The sequence below is a fragment of the Priestia megaterium genome (assembly GCF_041941685.1).
Lineage (GTDB): Bacteria > Bacillota > Bacilli > Bacillales > Bacillaceae_H > Priestia > Priestia megaterium_C.
On the sequence record NZ_CP130958.1, the window covers coordinates 3,088,959 to 3,103,555 of the forward strand.

The following is a 14,597-nucleotide window of genomic DNA, read 5'->3' on the forward strand; positions in this document are numbered from 1 at the left end:
GACTATAACAGTTGCTGTTTTCCAGTTGCGCCCATGCTTATTTTGAGGTTAACTAAAGAAAAAGAATAGTTAAGTGACACAATGAGATTTAATGTACATAAAAAATCTTCTACCCCCATTTATCAGCAAATCTATGAGCAGATTCGTTATCGCATCCAAACGAGCATGATAAAACCTGGTGATCAGCTCCCTTCTTTACGCAAGCTATCACAAGAGTTAGAAATAAGCTTATTAACGGTACGAAAATCGTATCAGCTCTTACAAAAATCAGGATTAATCGTAATACAGTCAGGAAAAGGAGCTTTTGTTAAAGGGGTTACTAAACGTTCTTCCAAGGTATTAGATAATTTTTCATGGCAGGATGAATTAAACGTAAATATCACGCGCTCTCAGTATAGCTTAAATCGTGATCGTAAATATTATGATTTCTCTCAGGCTATTCTTTTCCCTCGTCTCCTTCCTAATCAGTTTTTAGCACAAGAAATGCAAAGTCTGTTACGTGCCAATGAGCTTGTTTTAGCCACATACGGTCCAATTCAAGGAGATCGTGAGCTTCGCATAGAGCTTTCTTCTTATTTACAGAGAGAGCAAGGAATAAAAGCTGATCCTCATGAAATTATGATTACAAGTGGCGCTCAGCAAGGTATTGATTTAATTGCTCAAACGCTTTTAAAGCCAGGGGATACGGTTATAGTAGAGAGTCCATGCTACGGAGCTGCAATTGATGTCTTCACCAATAAAGGTGTTAACGTCATTTCAATTGAACTAGATGAAGAAGGAATACAATCTGATTTAGTAGAAGAAGTCTGCCAAAAAATAAAGCCTTCGCTTTTGTACGTGAACCCTTCTTTTCAAAACCCTACAGGTATACTAATGAGCAGACAGCGCCGCAAAGAACTAGTTGATTTGGCCGAATTGTATCACTTTTTTATTGTTGAAGATGATTCGTTTGGAGAGATTTATTTCGATGATATATCGGTGCCTCCGCCGATCAAAACGTTTGATAAAAATGGGCATGTTTTGTTCTTGAAGGGGTTTAGTAAAACTTTGGCTCCAGGACTTCGAATTGGATTACTTTATGCACAAGGTTCTGTATTTGATTGGCTATATGCGGTTAAAGTACTGATGGATATTGGTAGTCCCTTGCTAACCCAAAAAGCCGTGCTAGCTTTTTTACGCACTGAGCGAATGAAACATCACATGGAAAAACTGAGGACCGCTTTGCAACTGAGAAGAGATCATGCAAGCGACCTGCTTTCGTCTCTTTCCGAATCCGTTCAATTCCAAGTTCCTAAAGGAGGATTCAACTTATGGTTAAAACTGCCTCAAAAAGTAAACACCTTTGGGTTATTAAAAAAAGCCCAGGAGCACAATATCTGCTTTTTACCTGGTGAGGCTTGTTTTGTTCACAAACCGCTTCATGCTCACATTCGAATAAGCTATTCCCTTCTTAGTGATACTGATTTGAACACAGGACTTCAACGTCTTAACGCCATTCTTTCAGCTGAAATATAAAAAGATTCTTTAATAGATGTTTAATTATAAGAAGAGAAGTGTATACAGAAAGAGGAGAAGAAAGTTATTCTTTCTTCTCCTCCAATCTTTTAACTCACATTTTTATTCACAGCAATAATTTCACTTAGGTTATTCATATAAATAACTTGATCACCAAACGTTCTATTTTTCAAAGCAGCCGTATGGTGCGGCTTCATGCCAATAATATAGCATGTGATACCCATGAGATAGAAGGACTGCATAAAGCCTGCAAAAGCTTGAATTCCTTCGGTCGTTAATATATCTAGTCCCCCAAAGTCAAATAGAAGCGTGCTGTAATTTCCTTCATGCGCAAAATTTTGCAAAATGCACGTATTTTCAGCTACAAGATCTGTATCTAAGTCTCCAAAAAGAGGTATAAGTCCTACTTTAGAGGATAATTTAATAAAAGAAGCGGACAATTGCTTAATTTTTTGTAATGATTTTTCAAGACGTTCTTTTTGTTCAAGCAGTTCAAAATCTGTAGCTGCTAATCGTTTCCGATGGTCTTGAACAAGATTCGTTAGCTCTTGTATACGTTCATCTTGGCGAATACAAACTAAATGACCTATATCACTATCCCATTGAATTAAGCATTCAAACAGTGAATAAGGCGAATCATTGGTTTGCATCACAAGCTCTACTTTCTGAATAGCCTGGCCTCGGCTTTGGACAAGCGTTTGCTCATCATGGGGTTCGTCTACAGACAATTCTCGAGAATCTTTTTGGCGCAAGCTTAAAAACTTTCTCGCCTTTTCTTGACTAAATACGTCTACAAGGTCTAAAAAATTAGCTGAAGGCTTAAATAAATGACCTGATTGTTGCGACCATTCCAAAATATTAAATTCAGTATCCACTAAAAAGTAAGGAATTGGAACATATTCAAGCATCGACATTAACTTCCACTCCTTTGTGATAACTGATTAACCAGTTATTTAGTTGGTGAAGATCCGGAATTAGGCATGTATGCTCAGAACAGTAAGAACGGAAATCAATTTGAGAAACTAAGCGCCCTCCTACCATTACCGTTGGTCTTGGTTCTAATTTGTCCAAAGTTTTGGTATATTCAGCAAGCCTCTCAATATGATAAGGAATGCTGACAGATAATCCTACCATATGCGGCTTCCATTCTATAGCCATTTTCTCAGCGTATTCCAAAGGTAGATTGGCCCCTAAAAAGCGAGTATTCCAACCATGTTCCTCAAACAATAAAGCCACCATCTTTAAACCAATAAAGTGCTGTTCTTGTTCCAAGCATAGAAGCAGTGCCCTTGGAGCGGTGTCTGAAGCGTGTCCCTGAATTTTTTTATAAAAGCGATAGCGAGTTAGCACATAATCACATGTCGTAGTTGCGACGTGCTCATCAGCTACAGAAATGATATTTTCTCCCCACATATCTCCAGTTACTCGCATTGCGGTTGTAATTAAATTTTCATAAATATCTAGGCTGTTCTTTCCTTGGTGGATTTCTTCCAGCACAACTTCCCAAGCGCTGTCTTGATCACCAGCTAATAAATAGTCTACAAATTTTTGTACTTGAGATTTCATTGTTTCACCTCAGTAAACGCAAAGCTTTTAAGAAACTTGAATAAAAGCTTCTCGTCTCTCTTTTTCAAGATCGCCTAAAATGTATACCACTTTCAGACTAACACATGTTGCCAATAGCAACAACCAAAAAATAGAATAATAACTTTTCATTTTACTACACTCAGTAAAATATGACTAGTATTTCTCTAAATATTCTCCCTTCCCTTTTATTTATGAAAAACACCTCGGCATTTTTTACCGAGGTGTTTTTCCAGTTGTTATCATTTCGGCTAAAAGAATGTAAGTTCGTCTCTTTCTCTTTTATGCATCTTTCCTTTTTTTCACTTTCAATAGACTTTCAAACATATGTATTTATGACTCTTCTGCTCCGACCATAATCATAATACTGATAAGATAGAGCGCTGCCATAACTGAGCCGATTGTATTGCATATCAAATGAATATATTGGCTGGTCGCCATAAACAAGTATAAGCTTAGCGACAGCAGCCCCGTTCCCAACAAAAAAGACCATTTAAATAATGACAGTGGCCGGTTAAACTTTAGACGCAAACAAAAAATGAGAATAAAGCCTACTAGCGCCATCACAAAGAAACTAACATTAAATAAATTGATGGTTATCACGTTTGTTCACACTCCCCTTGCACCTGAACCCATTATAACATATTTTTCCTTATCTTCATTCTTTCTCTAGGAACAAATGCGTCGAAAATTGTTTTTTTGACGTGTTTATGTCACAATATTTTTATGAAAATTCCAAGGAATAAGGGAATGCATTGACTACACCTGAAGCTCAAGATTCAAAATGGTCCATTTTAAATAAAGCCCTTCATAGCTCACAATCTGGTATTATCGTGACAGACTCTTCTTTGCCTGATAACCCAATTATTTACCTCAATCAAGGGTTTTCCCTTATGACCGTCTATAAGGAAGAAGAAGTATTAGGAGAAAATTGCCGTTTTCTACAAGGTCCTCTTACAAACCCGCACCACGTTGATGAAATTCGCAGCGCTATCAGCCACAATCATTCAGTCTCTGTTACGCTCGTTAATTATCCAAAAGACGGCTCTTTCTTTCATAATCAGCTAACGATTGACCCGACATATATAGAAGAAGAAGACAAATACTACTTTATCGGTGTTCAAAAAGACGTGACAATAGAAATTACAGCCCAGGAACAGCTTCAGCAAGCTTTGGAAGAAGTGGAAAGGCTATCCACCCCTATCGTGCCAATAGAGGAAGGAATCTCTGTTCTTCCATTAATCGGAACGTTAAACGAACGGCGTATAGAAATGCTATTTAACAGCTTCACCTCGCGTAACACAACCAGCAAAGATCGTTATTTAATCCTAGACGTCTCAGGGTTAGCGCAATTTAATGATTCATTCGGCCGTGATATTCTTAATATTTACAATTGGCTGAAGCTCATGGGAACTCAGCTTGTTTTAACAGGAATCTCTCCTGACATGGCCATACATATGAGCACTATAGAAGATGATATGTCCTTTATTTTAGTCTATCAAAGCATTAAAGATGCCTTACCGAAGCTAAGGCTATAAGCGGGAATTCTCATATAGAAAAGTAGTTAAATGAATATGCTAGTTAAAAAATGTTTATTTTTTAATAAATTGGGTTTGAGAGTATACAGTTAGGGAAAACAGGGCGTATAGGAAAATAAATGCGCTTCATAATGGATTTATTTATAAGCATCCTCACTCTAGATCAGGGGATGCTTTTATGCCTTTATTTATAAATCAATTAGACTATACATTTGTAAGGAGAGTCTTCATGCATAAAAATCAGGACTTATATCATTTTTTTAAAGAACATTCTCTTCAATTAACTGAAGACTGGTACAATCAGCTCGACGATGAAAATGAGTTCTCTGTCTATTCGAGTAAAAATCCAGCAATTGTGAAAGAACTGAAGCAGCAAAATCAAGATTATTTTCAGCATTTATTTGACGTATTTATAAAGGATGAGGAGTATTTTTTTTCGGATTTTCAGCAGTGGTCGATAGAACTAGCGCGTGATCCAAAGCATTTAAGTACGCCTCTCCACTTTATTGTGCGAGAATATTTTAATTCACAAAAAATTGCCGTTGATTACTTAAAAAAATTTATCTCTTTGCATTCGGAAGAGGTAAGCGTAGATAAGATATTTATGTGGTATGACATTATTGTTAAAGCTTTTGATCTATCCGTTTATATCTTTATTCAAGAATATCATAAAAATACGCAAGAACAGCTGAACGCTCAGAAAGAGTTAATTAATGAATTAAGTTCTCCTGTCATCATGCTTCAAAACAAAGTTGCACTTCTGCCTCTTGTGGGGGATATTGGAACGGTCAAAAGTCAGTTTATCTTAGAAAACACGCTTCAGCAATGCTCGGAAAAAGGCGTTGAACATTTATGTATTGACCTGCTCGGTGTAGCTACGATTGATACGATGATGGCACAAGAGATTTTTAATTTGGTAAAAGCTCTTCGTTTAATTGGTGTGCAAACAATTTTATCTGGAATTCGACCGGAAATTTCTCAAACTGCAATTCGCTTAGGGCTTTCATTTGAACGTGTTAAAACTACTTCTTCTCTTGCACAAGCACTTAATTCTATTAGTTAAGCATATGGCTCTCTATTACAGCATAGAGAGCCATATCTATGGCGTTTCAAATTTTACTGGGGTGTAGTAGACACGCCCGATTAACTTTTTTCCTTTGCTATCTTTCCAGTCCGCTACGAGTATATACCGATCACTGCGAGAGGCAGAATCTACTGTAATAGCAGATGTTTTTTTTATGTCCTTTTTTTCTACTATGTTTTCATAAATAGACTGATTACGAATTTGTTTGTAATAAAGGGCATTAGGTTTTTTACCATCTATTTCAAAGGACACTTGACCACCTTGAGAGACGGGAATACTATCTTTCATGACAATTTGTCTAAAATTTTTTCGTTCGCCAAAATCAGCTTCACATTCGGTCCAGCAAAAAAATAAAGGCTTGATGACGGCTTCTTTGCCTTCCGCTATTATTTTTATAGCGGGTGGATAAGGATCTTCAAGCGTTTCAGCTGTAGGAATCTGACATGCGGCTAATGAAAACAAACTAAATAGGATAACCACCACTTTTTTCATACTATGTCCTCCCTTTTTGTGAACGTGGTGCACGTAAGTGAGTGGGTGCATAGTATACTCTTTCGCCTGCAACCAAAAGATTCCTTTTATAATCAACAAAAAAACAGCTGCCTATTTGTTTAGACAGCTGTTTTGTTCTATTTACTTAGCATGCTTATTTCTTTTTTCATATCTTTTTCTACATATTCCATTAAATCAGATACGTAGGTTTGAAGCGGTTTTGTTGCGTCTTTATGATCATTCATCGTTAATTCATAAATGCTATCGATATTATCAATCATCAGTTCCATATCATCGATGACGCCCGTATGCTTATACATCGTTTTCACCGTAGGATCAAGGGAAGCTAATTCATTATATTCATAGTTTATAGTATTTGAAATATCATCGAGTTCATTGATAAATTGCTTTTTGGTTTTTTTTTCGGTCATAAGCTGATTATACTCTTTAAAAGCAGTTTGAAGGTTTTTCTGAGAGGCAGTCAATACTTTCAGCTGTTCTCGTCCTAAATAATAATCATAAATACTAGTAACAGTAAAATATCCCCCAAATGTGAGCGCGATTCCAACAACCAAACCTATCCAAAACGTGCTCGTTTTAAAAAAATGTTTCATAATGACTCCTTTTATCTGTGTTCTATGTACAACACTAGCTCATGCTGCTGCTTTGTCCTAGGATACACCAAAAACGAAATGGAAGCTACACTTTTTTAAAATTTTGTCGAATTTTGTCTCTTTTTTCGTGAACTGCAGCACATTTTGTTCCATTCCTATTTTTCCATCTGTATACATCAAATTCGTTAACCGCTGTAAAACCAAGTTTTTCATAGGCTGGCTTTCCTGCACTTGTAGCATGCAAAATACACGTATCCGCCTGTTTTTTTGCTTCAGTAAGAACTTCCTTCAAATATGCGGTCGCCAGGCCTTTTCTCCTCATATGTCTAGCTGTAGTGATACAATATAAACCCGCTGTACCGTCATAAAAAAAGAGAGACCCAGATACAGCTGGCCGGTTGTGATAAAGACCCAGATATAACTGATATTGGTCAGCGTGCTGCATAAGCTCCCTAAACCTTTCAAGAAAGTCAGCTTGATATTCTTTTGGTTTTTGATAGCCGTCTATGTATACCGTGATCCATTCTTTCAATTCTGCTTCTGTGTGCACTCGCTTACATTGAAACCCTTTTACTCCTGTATGTATGTATTCTTTTTCTTGAATGTGCTGAATCATTCCGATCCATTTTTCATAAGGAACAAATCCATTTTTATGAAGAACTGGCCCAAGGTTATCATATGAAGATGGACCGACAATCCATAGAGGTTCCTCCCCTTCCGGAGAGCATATTCCTAACGCGGGCTCAATGTGACGGGTTCCTGCATATATCCCCCGATTGTAAGGAGATGCAGAAATCCATTTAATTTCTGACGTATCCACTTTCACAGATTTCTTCGTATGCTGAAAATACATCCAGTGCTGAATCAAGTGCTGTTCTACTACCTCGCTTTGATTTTTTATTTTCACTTTATGTCTCCCTTCTCTTCTAAACTATGTTCCTTTTTCTATTATATACTAGTTAGTCTATTTTCTATGACTCTATCGCAGTTCTTAAATCCTTTTACAAGTTTTTTTTATTTTTTTTGCTATTCCGTGAATAGTTTTCTTTTAAGTGGGGTATTAACCTATATAAGCAATACATCATTAAAAAGGAGGATGATATTTATGTCATTTTTATGGGCACTTATTGTAGGTGGTATTATTGGGTGGCTTGCCGGATTAATTACGGGAAGAGACGTTCCGGGAGGTATTATTGGTAACATTATTGCCGGTTTTATCGGTTCTTGGTTAGGTTCAGCTATCTTTGGAAGCTTCGGACCAGTTGTAGGTGGATTTGCTATTATTCCTGCTATTATCGGATCAATCATTTTAGTGTTAATCGTAAGTTTCATTATGAGAAAAATGCGTGGTAATCATAAACATGCCTAATAAATTATTATATTAGAAAAAGAACCTCTGTTGAAAAAGAGGTTCTTTTTTTATATGAAAAATTCTTAAAATTTACTATTTTTAATTTCATAATATTGAAAAATAAACCTATTAATGTTAATTTAACCATAATCACTATAGAAAAAAGAGGAATTAACATGCTGCTTTCAACCCACCCAAAAGACAAATCCACGTACCAAATACTAATAGAAGAAATCGAACAGACACGAACGTTAATGATTCAAACGGCTGTCCGTGAAGGAATGACAAGTCCTAACACACTTCAAGTTAGTCAATCATTAGATGCTTTATTAAATAAACTTCAAATTTTCTTCTACCAATAAAAGTCCATGAGTATGTAACCATATCATGGGCTTTTATTTTGTATTAATCCGCTTGATTAACGTATTCCACTGCTTGGTGAAGGCTACTGAAAGTCGTAATGTCAGCCAAATCTAACCCTAAGTTCACCATCGTCTGAGCAATTTCAGCACGAATCCCGCTTAAAACCACTTGAATTCCTAATAATCTTAAAGCACCGATTACTTTAAAAATTTGGTCCGCTACCATCGTGTCAATAATTGGAACCGCGTATAAATCAATAATCAACCAATTTAGCTTGTAGTCGCTGCCGTGTTGAAGCGCATTTTCCATTAAAATTTGAGCGCGATTTGTATCTAAATCGCCAACAAGAGGAATGACGCCAATTTCTTTCGTAATGCGCACCACAGGAATTGAAAGTTCATCAATTGCATAACGGGCGGATTGAATTTTGTTTGCAAAGTCCGTCATATATGATTTACTAACCCAGTGTACAGCCTTGTCTACTACTACGTTGAAACGAGAAATAACTTGATAGAAGGCATCAAACGTAAACGTCTCAGCTTTTGCTTCTTCTTTAATAATTTCTCCGATAACATTTCGATAATAGCTGATTTCTTCTAATGCTACATCCAACGGAAGCTGAAGGACAACGAGTAAGTTCGCTACTTCTCTTCCCCATTCCTCAAGCACTTCAAAGTTTTTTGTATCATTTGTTGAGACAGAATCAGCATATATTTGAATTAAATGAACGCGCCACGGTTCTAACTGTTGTTGAATATCTTTTTCTTCATATTGTTTTTGTTTTGAGAACTCTTCTTTTTTTTCTAGAACTAAATTCGTAATGTGTTTAAGCTTTTTATCTAATAATGACTCCATATTGTTCTCCCGTTAAGAATTTGTTTACTTAAAATGATATCACAAATACCGTTAAAAAAAGTAAAATTAGGGGAAAAAGCTTTAAAAAGTGAACCGGATGTCCCCTTTTACGAATAGAATGAGCTAAATTGAATCTAAACCGTACATAAGCTGAACTTCTCTCCTTTATTTTATCGTTACTTTCACAGTGAATTCTCATACATAACTCTTCAATTTAATGTTGGGCTATCTTAGCATATATGATAAATAGATGAAAAAATGTAAAAGAGTTTGCAGCAAGCATTTCGCATGACAAGATGTGTTTTAGGAAAGACTGAAAAGGAATTCCCTATAAAAAGGAGGTTAGGTATATGTCATTTATTTGGACGCTTATTGTTGGAGGACTTATCGGCTGGCTTGCTGGTGTATTAACAGGACGAGATGTTCCAGGTGGAATTATCGGAAATATCATCGCTGGTTTCATTGGAGCATGGTTAGGCTCTCTAATTTTTGGAGATTTCGGTCCAGAGATCGGCGGATTCGCAATTGTTCCTGCTATTATTGGTGCTGTTATTTTAGTCTTAATTGTGAGTTTTGTTTTACGCAAAATGCGCGGAAATAATAATCATCGACATGCCTGAATAAAAAAGAGAAATCAGCGTTTTGATTTCTCTTTTTCCCTTACTTCTTATAGCAAAAGGTTTTATCAATGGACCTATCTGTAAGTGTAATTCTTTATTGCTACATTTAAAAATTGCTGCTTGTCACCTCTCACATTTAATACTTTCACACCTCATATCAAGCGCGTTAGTAATGAGCAGCTCTGGACCTTCAAGATCATCAAGCATATCCGTGAAGATAGCTTCAATATGAACAAGTGCAGTTTTAGCTTTCATTGGACATTGTTTTATAGCTGCTTTCTATTTCGGTTCTACTAATTCAATAAATGATCTTGCTTGTTTGCCCTTTAACTGTGCGTAGTGTGTATCTGTAGCTAATTCAACGGTTTCGTTTCCTAAGTTGACCCACATCCGATAAGATTGTACCTTTATATCCTTTTTTGTTTCCACCGGTTCAAAGTGAAGAATGTAGTTAGGTTTTCGAATCATTTCAGCTTTTTCTTCTCTCCATGATACATCTTTTAACCACTGCTGCACTTTCTGCACTTGATTTTGGTCTTTCATTTTAACCGCATGGCCATATTGATTATCGGCTATGTATTTTTCGATTACGAGCTTTTGTTCAACAGTACCGCTTGAAGCATTGCTTTGCTGACATCCTGTTATCACCCAACAAATAGCAATGAGAACAACTAATCCAGACCATACTTTTTTCATTTACATCTACCTTTCTTTGTGTAATTGAAATGAGATGTTCTTGCTGAATGATGCTACCAGCTGCTCGTTTTTAAATCTCTTTTTGCATTCTCCTTTCTTCATCTAAATCCCTGCTTCATTTGCTCAAAAAAACTGAATCCCCGAAAGGATCCAGTTTTTCGTTACGATTCGACATCTTCTATGACATGAACAGCGCGAATAGCAGCGTTTACTTTTGTATGTTGAATGCGCTCTTTTGCTTCTTGTATAGTCATTGCTTCTACCTCTTGATAAAAAATCACGTTCGCCCATTCATATTCTACTGAATAACGATTTATTTTTTCCACACGGTATCCTCCTTATTGATGAACTAAAATTTGATCAATCATGCCATATTCTTTTGCTTCATCCGCTGTAAAGAATGTATCTCGATCAGTGTCTTTTTTAATTGTTGAAAGCGATTGTCCTGTTCGTTCAGACAGCAGTTCATTTAGGTGGTCTTTTAACCGCAAAATACGCTTCGCTCGAATCTCAATTTCAGCTGCTTGTCCTTTTGCTCCTCCTAGCGGCTGATGAATCATCACTTCGCTATTAGGAAGAGCAAAACGTTTCCCTTTTTGACCGCCCGCTAGTAAAAATGAACCCATAGATGCCGCTAGCCCTATACACAATGTGCTTACATCTGCACGTATAAGCTGCATCGTATCAAAGATAGCCATGCCTGCTGTAATAGATCCTCTCGGTGAATTAATATAAATGCTGATATCTTTTTCTGGGTTTTCTGCATCTAAAAATAAAAGCTGAGCGATAATGCTAGTAGCCACCTCATCCGTAACTTCACCTGTGAGCATAATCACTCGGTCGAGCAACAGCCTTGAATAAATATCATAGGCACGCTCTCCTTTGCTTGTTTGTTCTATTACATATGGAGTTAAGTTCATGTGACCGCCTCTTTCCACTGAATTAGTACGAGCAATTTTTTTCACTTTTGCACTGATTTCATGATTTAAAAACGAATTATCTATCAACTCTTCATCCGTAAATTTAATCATTAGAGAATGCCTTTCTTGCTGTATATGCAAGCTTTCATCGCGGTAAGTCAAAGCAACTGCAATCTCTGCCTGTGGATATAAAACAGTCTCTTCCGTGTAGAGCTCTATTAATAGAGGTTCATCGTCGATATGTTTTACTTCAATTTGCCCCTGTTTGTTTTCCCGGTATCCATTTAAGTTTGTCGTTTTAAACAGACCTTCGGGCAGCTGAATATCAATCGTGATGTTTTTTACTTTTACTTGGGAACGTTCAAATGTAATACAAAGGTGGTTCATTCCTTCTTCTTTTTCCATCACTGATTTTGCCACAGCTAATTTAATCATGCGATGAATGATCCTTTAAAATCTGAGTAACGGACTCAATTACTTTTTGCCGTACGTCCGCTGATAAATTTCGATTCATAGCTACAAACACATCTTCATTGACTTGATGCATTTCTTGATTTTGAATTTGTTTGCTTTGGTAAAGAGGAAGCTGCGCACCGATGTTTTTTACTTCTTCATCACTCATTGAACGCAGCGTTTCTTGAATGGAAGCTAGTGACTCACCTGCTTTTGATAATGTTAAAACGGCTCGAAAGTAGTGAAGGTGCTGATCTGTATAGACACGCTTATTCCCTACTAGCTCTAGCGGAGGAACAATTTCTATTTGCGTGTAATACCGTACTGTACGCAAGTTCAAGTCCGCACCTTCATTATTTAATAACTCCGCAATTTGCTTTCCTGTATACGTATTCAAACAAACCCTCCTTATTAGTTACAGTTAACTGTTACACTATCATTATACTGTAAATTCCTTGTTTTTACAATTAAAACCATGGTAAATTTTGGATAAATAAGCTAAACCTATAAAAAGAACAAAACAAAGAGCCCAGGTCATATATCCGGGCTCTCTTTACTAACCGAAAAAACAACTGTGTATACTTAAAAAAGGAGAGAACGTATGATGGGGAATCGAAGTGTAGATTGCTTAGGGTGTCGATTAGCAAATAACCAAGAGAAATCGCATGTGATATTTGAAGATTCGTTTGTGACGTGCCTATTAGATCACAAGCCATTTAACGAAGGACACGTCTTAATTCTTCCTAAAACACATATAGTGGAAATCGACGAATTTGATACTGAACACATACTGGCCGTGATGAATGCAGCGAAGCGAATGACAAAAGCAGTGGAGACGCTCTTTGTTCCAGACGGAGTTACTCTCTCTCAAAACGGGGGAATGTTTAACGAGTTAACTCATTTTCACATGCACGTCGTTCCGAGATATAAAGAGGAGTGTTTCGGGGATTTTTATACGCAAATTCCCCAGTTTGCTGAAAAAAATGACGCTTTGGCTGCAACAGCTCAGGAAATGCGCCGCGTCATTCAGCAAATGTCTTTATAAAAAAACGGCTTCCTTATGGAAGCCGTTCTTTTTACTGACGATCAAACAATGAACTTCCTGCAATACCAGGGTTCGTCATTTCAAATGGATTTAAAATGAGATCTAATTCCTCTTCTGTTAACACATCGTATTGAAGGCAAAGCTCACGAATTGGTTTTCCTGTTAAAATCGCTTCACGCGCAATACGCGATACGACTTCATAGCCTAAGTGAGGGTTAACAGCTGTAATAATTCCTACGCTTTTTTCTACATATTCTTTCATGCGCGTTTCATTTGCTTCAATTCCTGCTAAACAGTGATCTGTAAAGCTTCTGAAACCGTTATTCATAATGCTGATTGATTGAAGCAAGTTAAATACAAGCACAGGTTCCATGACATTAAGCTCCATCTGACCTGCTTCTGAAGCAAGAGAGATCGTTTGGTCATTTCCCATTACTTGAAACGCAATTTGATTGATTAATTCAGCCATAACCGGGTTTACTTTTCCTGGCATGATTGAAGAGCCGGGCTGACGAGCAGGAAGGCTGATTTCTCCTAGACCTGCACGAGGTCCAGATGCCATTAAACGCAGGTCATTTGCGATTTTAGACATATTCGTCATACAGATTTTAAGCGCTGCAGATACTTCTGTATAAGCATCTGTATTTTGAGTAGCGTCCACTAAATGCTCTGCATGCACAAGCGGCAGACCGCTGATATCGGCTAAGTGTTTGACTACATTTTCAATATAGCGAGGATCTGCATTTAAGCCTGTTCCAACAGCTGTCGCCCCCATATTTACTTCATGCAAGTGGTCACGCGTTGCGCTGATACGCTTAATGTCGCGCGCTAACACGCGGCTGTATGCTTCAAACTCTTGACCAAGACGAACGGGTACAGCATCTTGAAGGTGCGTACGGCCCATTTTAATTACATGATCAAATTCTTGCGCTTTTCGTTTAAACACATCATGCATATCATTCATTGTAACAAGAAGTTTATTTAATAAGTTCAGCGTTGAAATATGGATAGCCGTTGGAAATACATCATTTGTTGACTGAGACATATTCACATGGCTGTTAGGACTTAATTTACCATACTCCCCTTTATTATTTCCCATAATTTCAAGAGCACGGTTTGCAATAACTTCATTAGCATTCATATTCATTGATGTTCCCGCTCCGCCTTGAATAGGGTCAACAATAAAGTATTCATGCCACTGACCTGCTAAGATTTCATCAGCTGCTTGCACAATCACATTTCCAATACCCTCATACAAGCGCTTTGTATCCATATTTGCAAGCGCTGCCGCTTTTTTTACAATAGCAAGCGCTTTAATCATTTCTTCATGTACTTTATAACCCGTAATCGGGAAATTTTCTACGGCACGTGCGGTCTGTACACCGTAGTATACGTCTGCTGGGATTTGTTTTTCTCCTAGAAAATCAGCTTCTGTACGATATCCTGCTGTTTCTTGTTTCATAGCTG

19 protein-coding genes are annotated in these 14,597 nt (G+C 37.2%); 7 read left to right on the forward strand and 12 right to left on the reverse strand.

The window, feature by feature from the left end; translation table 11 throughout:
• Window positions 1-81: 81 nt before the first annotated feature.
• Window positions 82-1,515 carry a PLP-dependent aminotransferase family protein gene (locus Q5794_RS16040; RefSeq protein WP_215054698.1) on the forward strand — a complete coding sequence of 478 codons (1,434 nt, stop codon included), beginning with the start codon at window positions 82-84 and terminating at the stop codon, window positions 1,513-1,515.
• 89 nt (window positions 1,516-1,604) lie between these two features.
• On the opposite strand, the gene Q5794_RS16045 is transcribed toward Q5794_RS16040, so the two are convergent.
• The 3 genes from Q5794_RS16045 to Q5794_RS16055 all read right to left on the reverse strand — a co-directional run bounded on the left by Q5794_RS16045 (window position 1,605) and on the right by Q5794_RS16055 (window position 3,702).
• A complete protein-coding gene (locus tag Q5794_RS16045; protein ID WP_214988425.1) occupies window positions 1,605-2,429 on the reverse strand; it encodes a hypothetical protein in 825 nt (274 codons plus the stop codon).
• Window positions 2,416-3,081, reverse strand: coding sequence for a B12-binding domain-containing protein (locus Q5794_RS16050; RefSeq protein WP_214988422.1), 666 nt, complete (start codon window positions 3,079-3,081; stop codon window positions 2,416-2,418). Before Q5794_RS16050 ends, Q5794_RS16045 begins: the two co-directional genes overlap by 14 nt.
• 351 nt (window positions 3,082-3,432) lie before the next feature.
• Complete coding sequence (locus Q5794_RS16055; RefSeq protein ID WP_192994143.1) at window positions 3,433-3,702, reverse strand: hypothetical protein; 270 nt, start codon at window positions 3,700-3,702, stop codon at window positions 3,433-3,435.
• 152 nt (window positions 3,703-3,854) lie between these two features.
• Here Q5794_RS16055 and Q5794_RS16060 point away from each other — a divergent pair, with 152 nt between their 5' ends.
• Complete coding sequence (locus Q5794_RS16060; RefSeq protein WP_214988421.1) at window positions 3,855-4,637, forward strand: PAS domain-containing protein; 783 nt, start codon at window positions 3,855-3,857, stop codon at window positions 4,635-4,637.
• A gap of 229 nt (window positions 4,638-4,866) precedes the next feature.
• The gene (locus Q5794_RS16065) at window positions 4,867-5,700 is read left to right on the forward strand and encodes an STAS domain-containing protein (protein WP_214988419.1); all 834 of its coding nucleotides are present in this window, start codon (window positions 4,867-4,869) and stop codon (window positions 5,698-5,700) included.
• A 36-nt stretch (window positions 5,701-5,736) separates the two neighbouring features.
• On the opposite strand, the gene Q5794_RS16070 is transcribed toward Q5794_RS16065, so the two are convergent.
• From Q5794_RS16070 to Q5794_RS16080, 3 genes are all read right to left on the reverse strand, one after another.
• Complete coding sequence (locus Q5794_RS16070; protein ID WP_214988417.1) at window positions 5,737-6,213, reverse strand: hypothetical protein; 477 nt, start codon at window positions 6,211-6,213, stop codon at window positions 5,737-5,739.
• 137 nt (window positions 6,214-6,350) lie between these two features.
• Window positions 6,351-6,827, reverse strand: a complete 477-nt coding sequence (locus tag Q5794_RS16075; protein ID WP_214988415.1) for a hypothetical protein — start codon at window positions 6,825-6,827, stop codon at window positions 6,351-6,353.
• A gap of 85 nt (window positions 6,828-6,912) precedes the next feature.
• Window positions 6,913-7,734, reverse strand: a complete 822-nt coding sequence (locus Q5794_RS16080) for a GNAT family N-acetyltransferase (RefSeq protein WP_374988153.1) — start codon at window positions 7,732-7,734, stop codon at window positions 6,913-6,915.
• A 198-nt stretch (window positions 7,735-7,932) separates the two neighbouring features.
• On the opposite strand from Q5794_RS16080, the gene Q5794_RS16085 reads away from it, so the two are divergent.
• The gene (locus tag Q5794_RS16085) at window positions 7,933-8,196 is read left to right on the forward strand and encodes a GlsB/YeaQ/YmgE family stress response membrane protein (RefSeq protein WP_013057762.1); all 264 of its coding nucleotides are present in this window, start codon (window positions 7,933-7,935) and stop codon (window positions 8,194-8,196) included.
• Between the two features lie 158 nt (window positions 8,197-8,354).
• Entirely contained in the window at window positions 8,355-8,540 is a 186-nt protein-coding gene (locus tag Q5794_RS16090) for an aspartyl-phosphate phosphatase Spo0E family protein (protein WP_192994153.1), read from the forward strand.
• A gap of 43 nt (window positions 8,541-8,583) precedes the next feature.
• On the opposite strand, the gene Q5794_RS16095 is transcribed toward Q5794_RS16090, so the two are convergent.
• Window positions 8,584-9,396, reverse strand: a complete 813-nt coding sequence (locus Q5794_RS16095; RefSeq protein ID WP_214988411.1) for an STAS domain-containing protein — start codon at window positions 9,394-9,396, stop codon at window positions 8,584-8,586.
• Between the two features lie 350 nt (window positions 9,397-9,746).
• Between Q5794_RS16095 and Q5794_RS16100 the strand changes: the two genes are divergently transcribed.
• The gene (locus Q5794_RS16100) at window positions 9,747-10,016 is read left to right on the forward strand and encodes a GlsB/YeaQ/YmgE family stress response membrane protein (protein WP_013083843.1); all 270 of its coding nucleotides are present in this window, start codon (window positions 9,747-9,749) and stop codon (window positions 10,014-10,016) included.
• A 279-nt stretch (window positions 10,017-10,295) separates the two neighbouring features.
• On the opposite strand, the gene Q5794_RS16105 is transcribed toward Q5794_RS16100, so the two are convergent.
• The 4 genes from Q5794_RS16105 to Q5794_RS16120 form a co-directional block, all read right to left on the reverse strand.
• Entirely contained in the window at window positions 10,296-10,712 is a 417-nt protein-coding gene (locus tag Q5794_RS16105) for a hypothetical protein (RefSeq protein WP_214988409.1), read from the reverse strand.
• Between the two features lie 161 nt (window positions 10,713-10,873).
• On the reverse strand, window positions 10,874-11,038 hold the full coding sequence (locus tag Q5794_RS16110; protein ID WP_165574957.1) for a hypothetical protein: 165 nt from the start codon (window positions 11,036-11,038) through the stop codon (window positions 10,874-10,876).
• Window positions 11,039-11,050: 12 nt separating this feature from the next.
• Window positions 11,051-11,632, reverse strand: a complete 582-nt coding sequence (gene clpP, locus Q5794_RS16115; protein WP_374989225.1) for an ATP-dependent Clp endopeptidase proteolytic subunit ClpP — start codon at window positions 11,630-11,632, stop codon at window positions 11,051-11,053.
• Window positions 11,633-12,059: 427 nt separating this feature from the next.
• Window positions 12,060-12,482: a MerR family transcriptional regulator gene (locus Q5794_RS16120; protein WP_214988408.1), complete on the reverse strand. Its 423-nt coding sequence runs from the start codon at window positions 12,480-12,482 to the stop codon at window positions 12,060-12,062.
• A gap of 204 nt (window positions 12,483-12,686) precedes the next feature.
• Here Q5794_RS16120 and Q5794_RS16125 point away from each other — a divergent pair, with 204 nt between their 5' ends.
• Window positions 12,687-13,130 carry an HIT family protein gene (locus Q5794_RS16125; protein ID WP_214988407.1) on the forward strand — a complete coding sequence of 148 codons (444 nt, stop codon included), beginning with the start codon at window positions 12,687-12,689 and terminating at the stop codon, window positions 13,128-13,130.
• A gap of 31 nt (window positions 13,131-13,161) precedes the next feature.
• On the opposite strand, the gene aspA is transcribed toward Q5794_RS16125, so the two are convergent.
• Window positions 13,162-14,592 (reverse strand): aspartate ammonia-lyase, encoded by a 1,431-nt coding sequence (gene aspA / locus Q5794_RS16130; protein WP_374988154.1) that lies wholly within the window; start codon window positions 14,590-14,592, stop codon window positions 13,162-13,164.
• Window positions 14,593-14,597: the final 5 nt, after the last annotated feature.

What these genes read in the sequence shown, in the direction of transcription:
- clpP (WP_374989225.1), bottom strand. Translation starts at nt 11,632, where the DNA reads ATGAACTTAACTCCATATGTAATAGAACAAACAAGCAAAGGAGAGCGT.
- Q5794_RS16075 (WP_214988415.1), bottom strand. Translation starts at nt 6,827, where the DNA reads ATGAAACATTTTTTTAAAACGAGCACGTTTTGGATAGGTTTGGTTGTT.
- Q5794_RS16090 (WP_192994153.1), top strand. Translation starts at nt 8,355, where the DNA reads ATGCTGCTTTCAACCCACCCAAAAGACAAATCCACGTACCAAATACTA.
- Q5794_RS16065 (WP_214988419.1), top strand. Translation starts at nt 4,867, where the DNA reads ATGCATAAAAATCAGGACTTATATCATTTTTTTAAAGAACATTCTCTT.
- Q5794_RS16040 (WP_215054698.1), top strand. Translation starts at nt 82, where the DNA reads ATGAGATTTAATGTACATAAAAAATCTTCTACCCCCATTTATCAGCAA.
- Q5794_RS16085 (WP_013057762.1), top strand. Translation starts at nt 7,933, where the DNA reads ATGTCATTTTTATGGGCACTTATTGTAGGTGGTATTATTGGGTGGCTT.
- Q5794_RS16125 (WP_214988407.1), top strand. Translation starts at nt 12,687, where the DNA reads ATGATGGGGAATCGAAGTGTAGATTGCTTAGGGTGTCGATTAGCAAAT.
- Q5794_RS16050 (WP_214988422.1), bottom strand. Translation starts at nt 3,081, where the DNA reads ATGAAATCTCAAGTACAAAAATTTGTAGACTATTTATTAGCTGGTGAT.
- aspA (WP_374988154.1), bottom strand. Translation starts at nt 14,592, where the DNA reads ATGAAACAAGAAACAGCAGGATATCGTACAGAAGCTGATTTTCTAGGA.
- Q5794_RS16070 (WP_214988417.1), bottom strand. Translation starts at nt 6,213, where the DNA reads ATGAAAAAAGTGGTGGTTATCCTATTTAGTTTGTTTTCATTAGCCGCA.
- Q5794_RS16045 (WP_214988425.1), bottom strand. Translation starts at nt 2,429, where the DNA reads ATGTCGATGCTTGAATATGTTCCAATTCCTTACTTTTTAGTGGATACT.
- Q5794_RS16100 (WP_013083843.1), top strand. Translation starts at nt 9,747, where the DNA reads ATGTCATTTATTTGGACGCTTATTGTTGGAGGACTTATCGGCTGGCTT.
- Q5794_RS16095 (WP_214988411.1), bottom strand. Translation starts at nt 9,396, where the DNA reads ATGGAGTCATTATTAGATAAAAAGCTTAAACACATTACGAATTTAGTT.
- Q5794_RS16105 (WP_214988409.1), bottom strand. Translation starts at nt 10,712, where the DNA reads ATGAAAAAAGTATGGTCTGGATTAGTTGTTCTCATTGCTATTTGTTGG.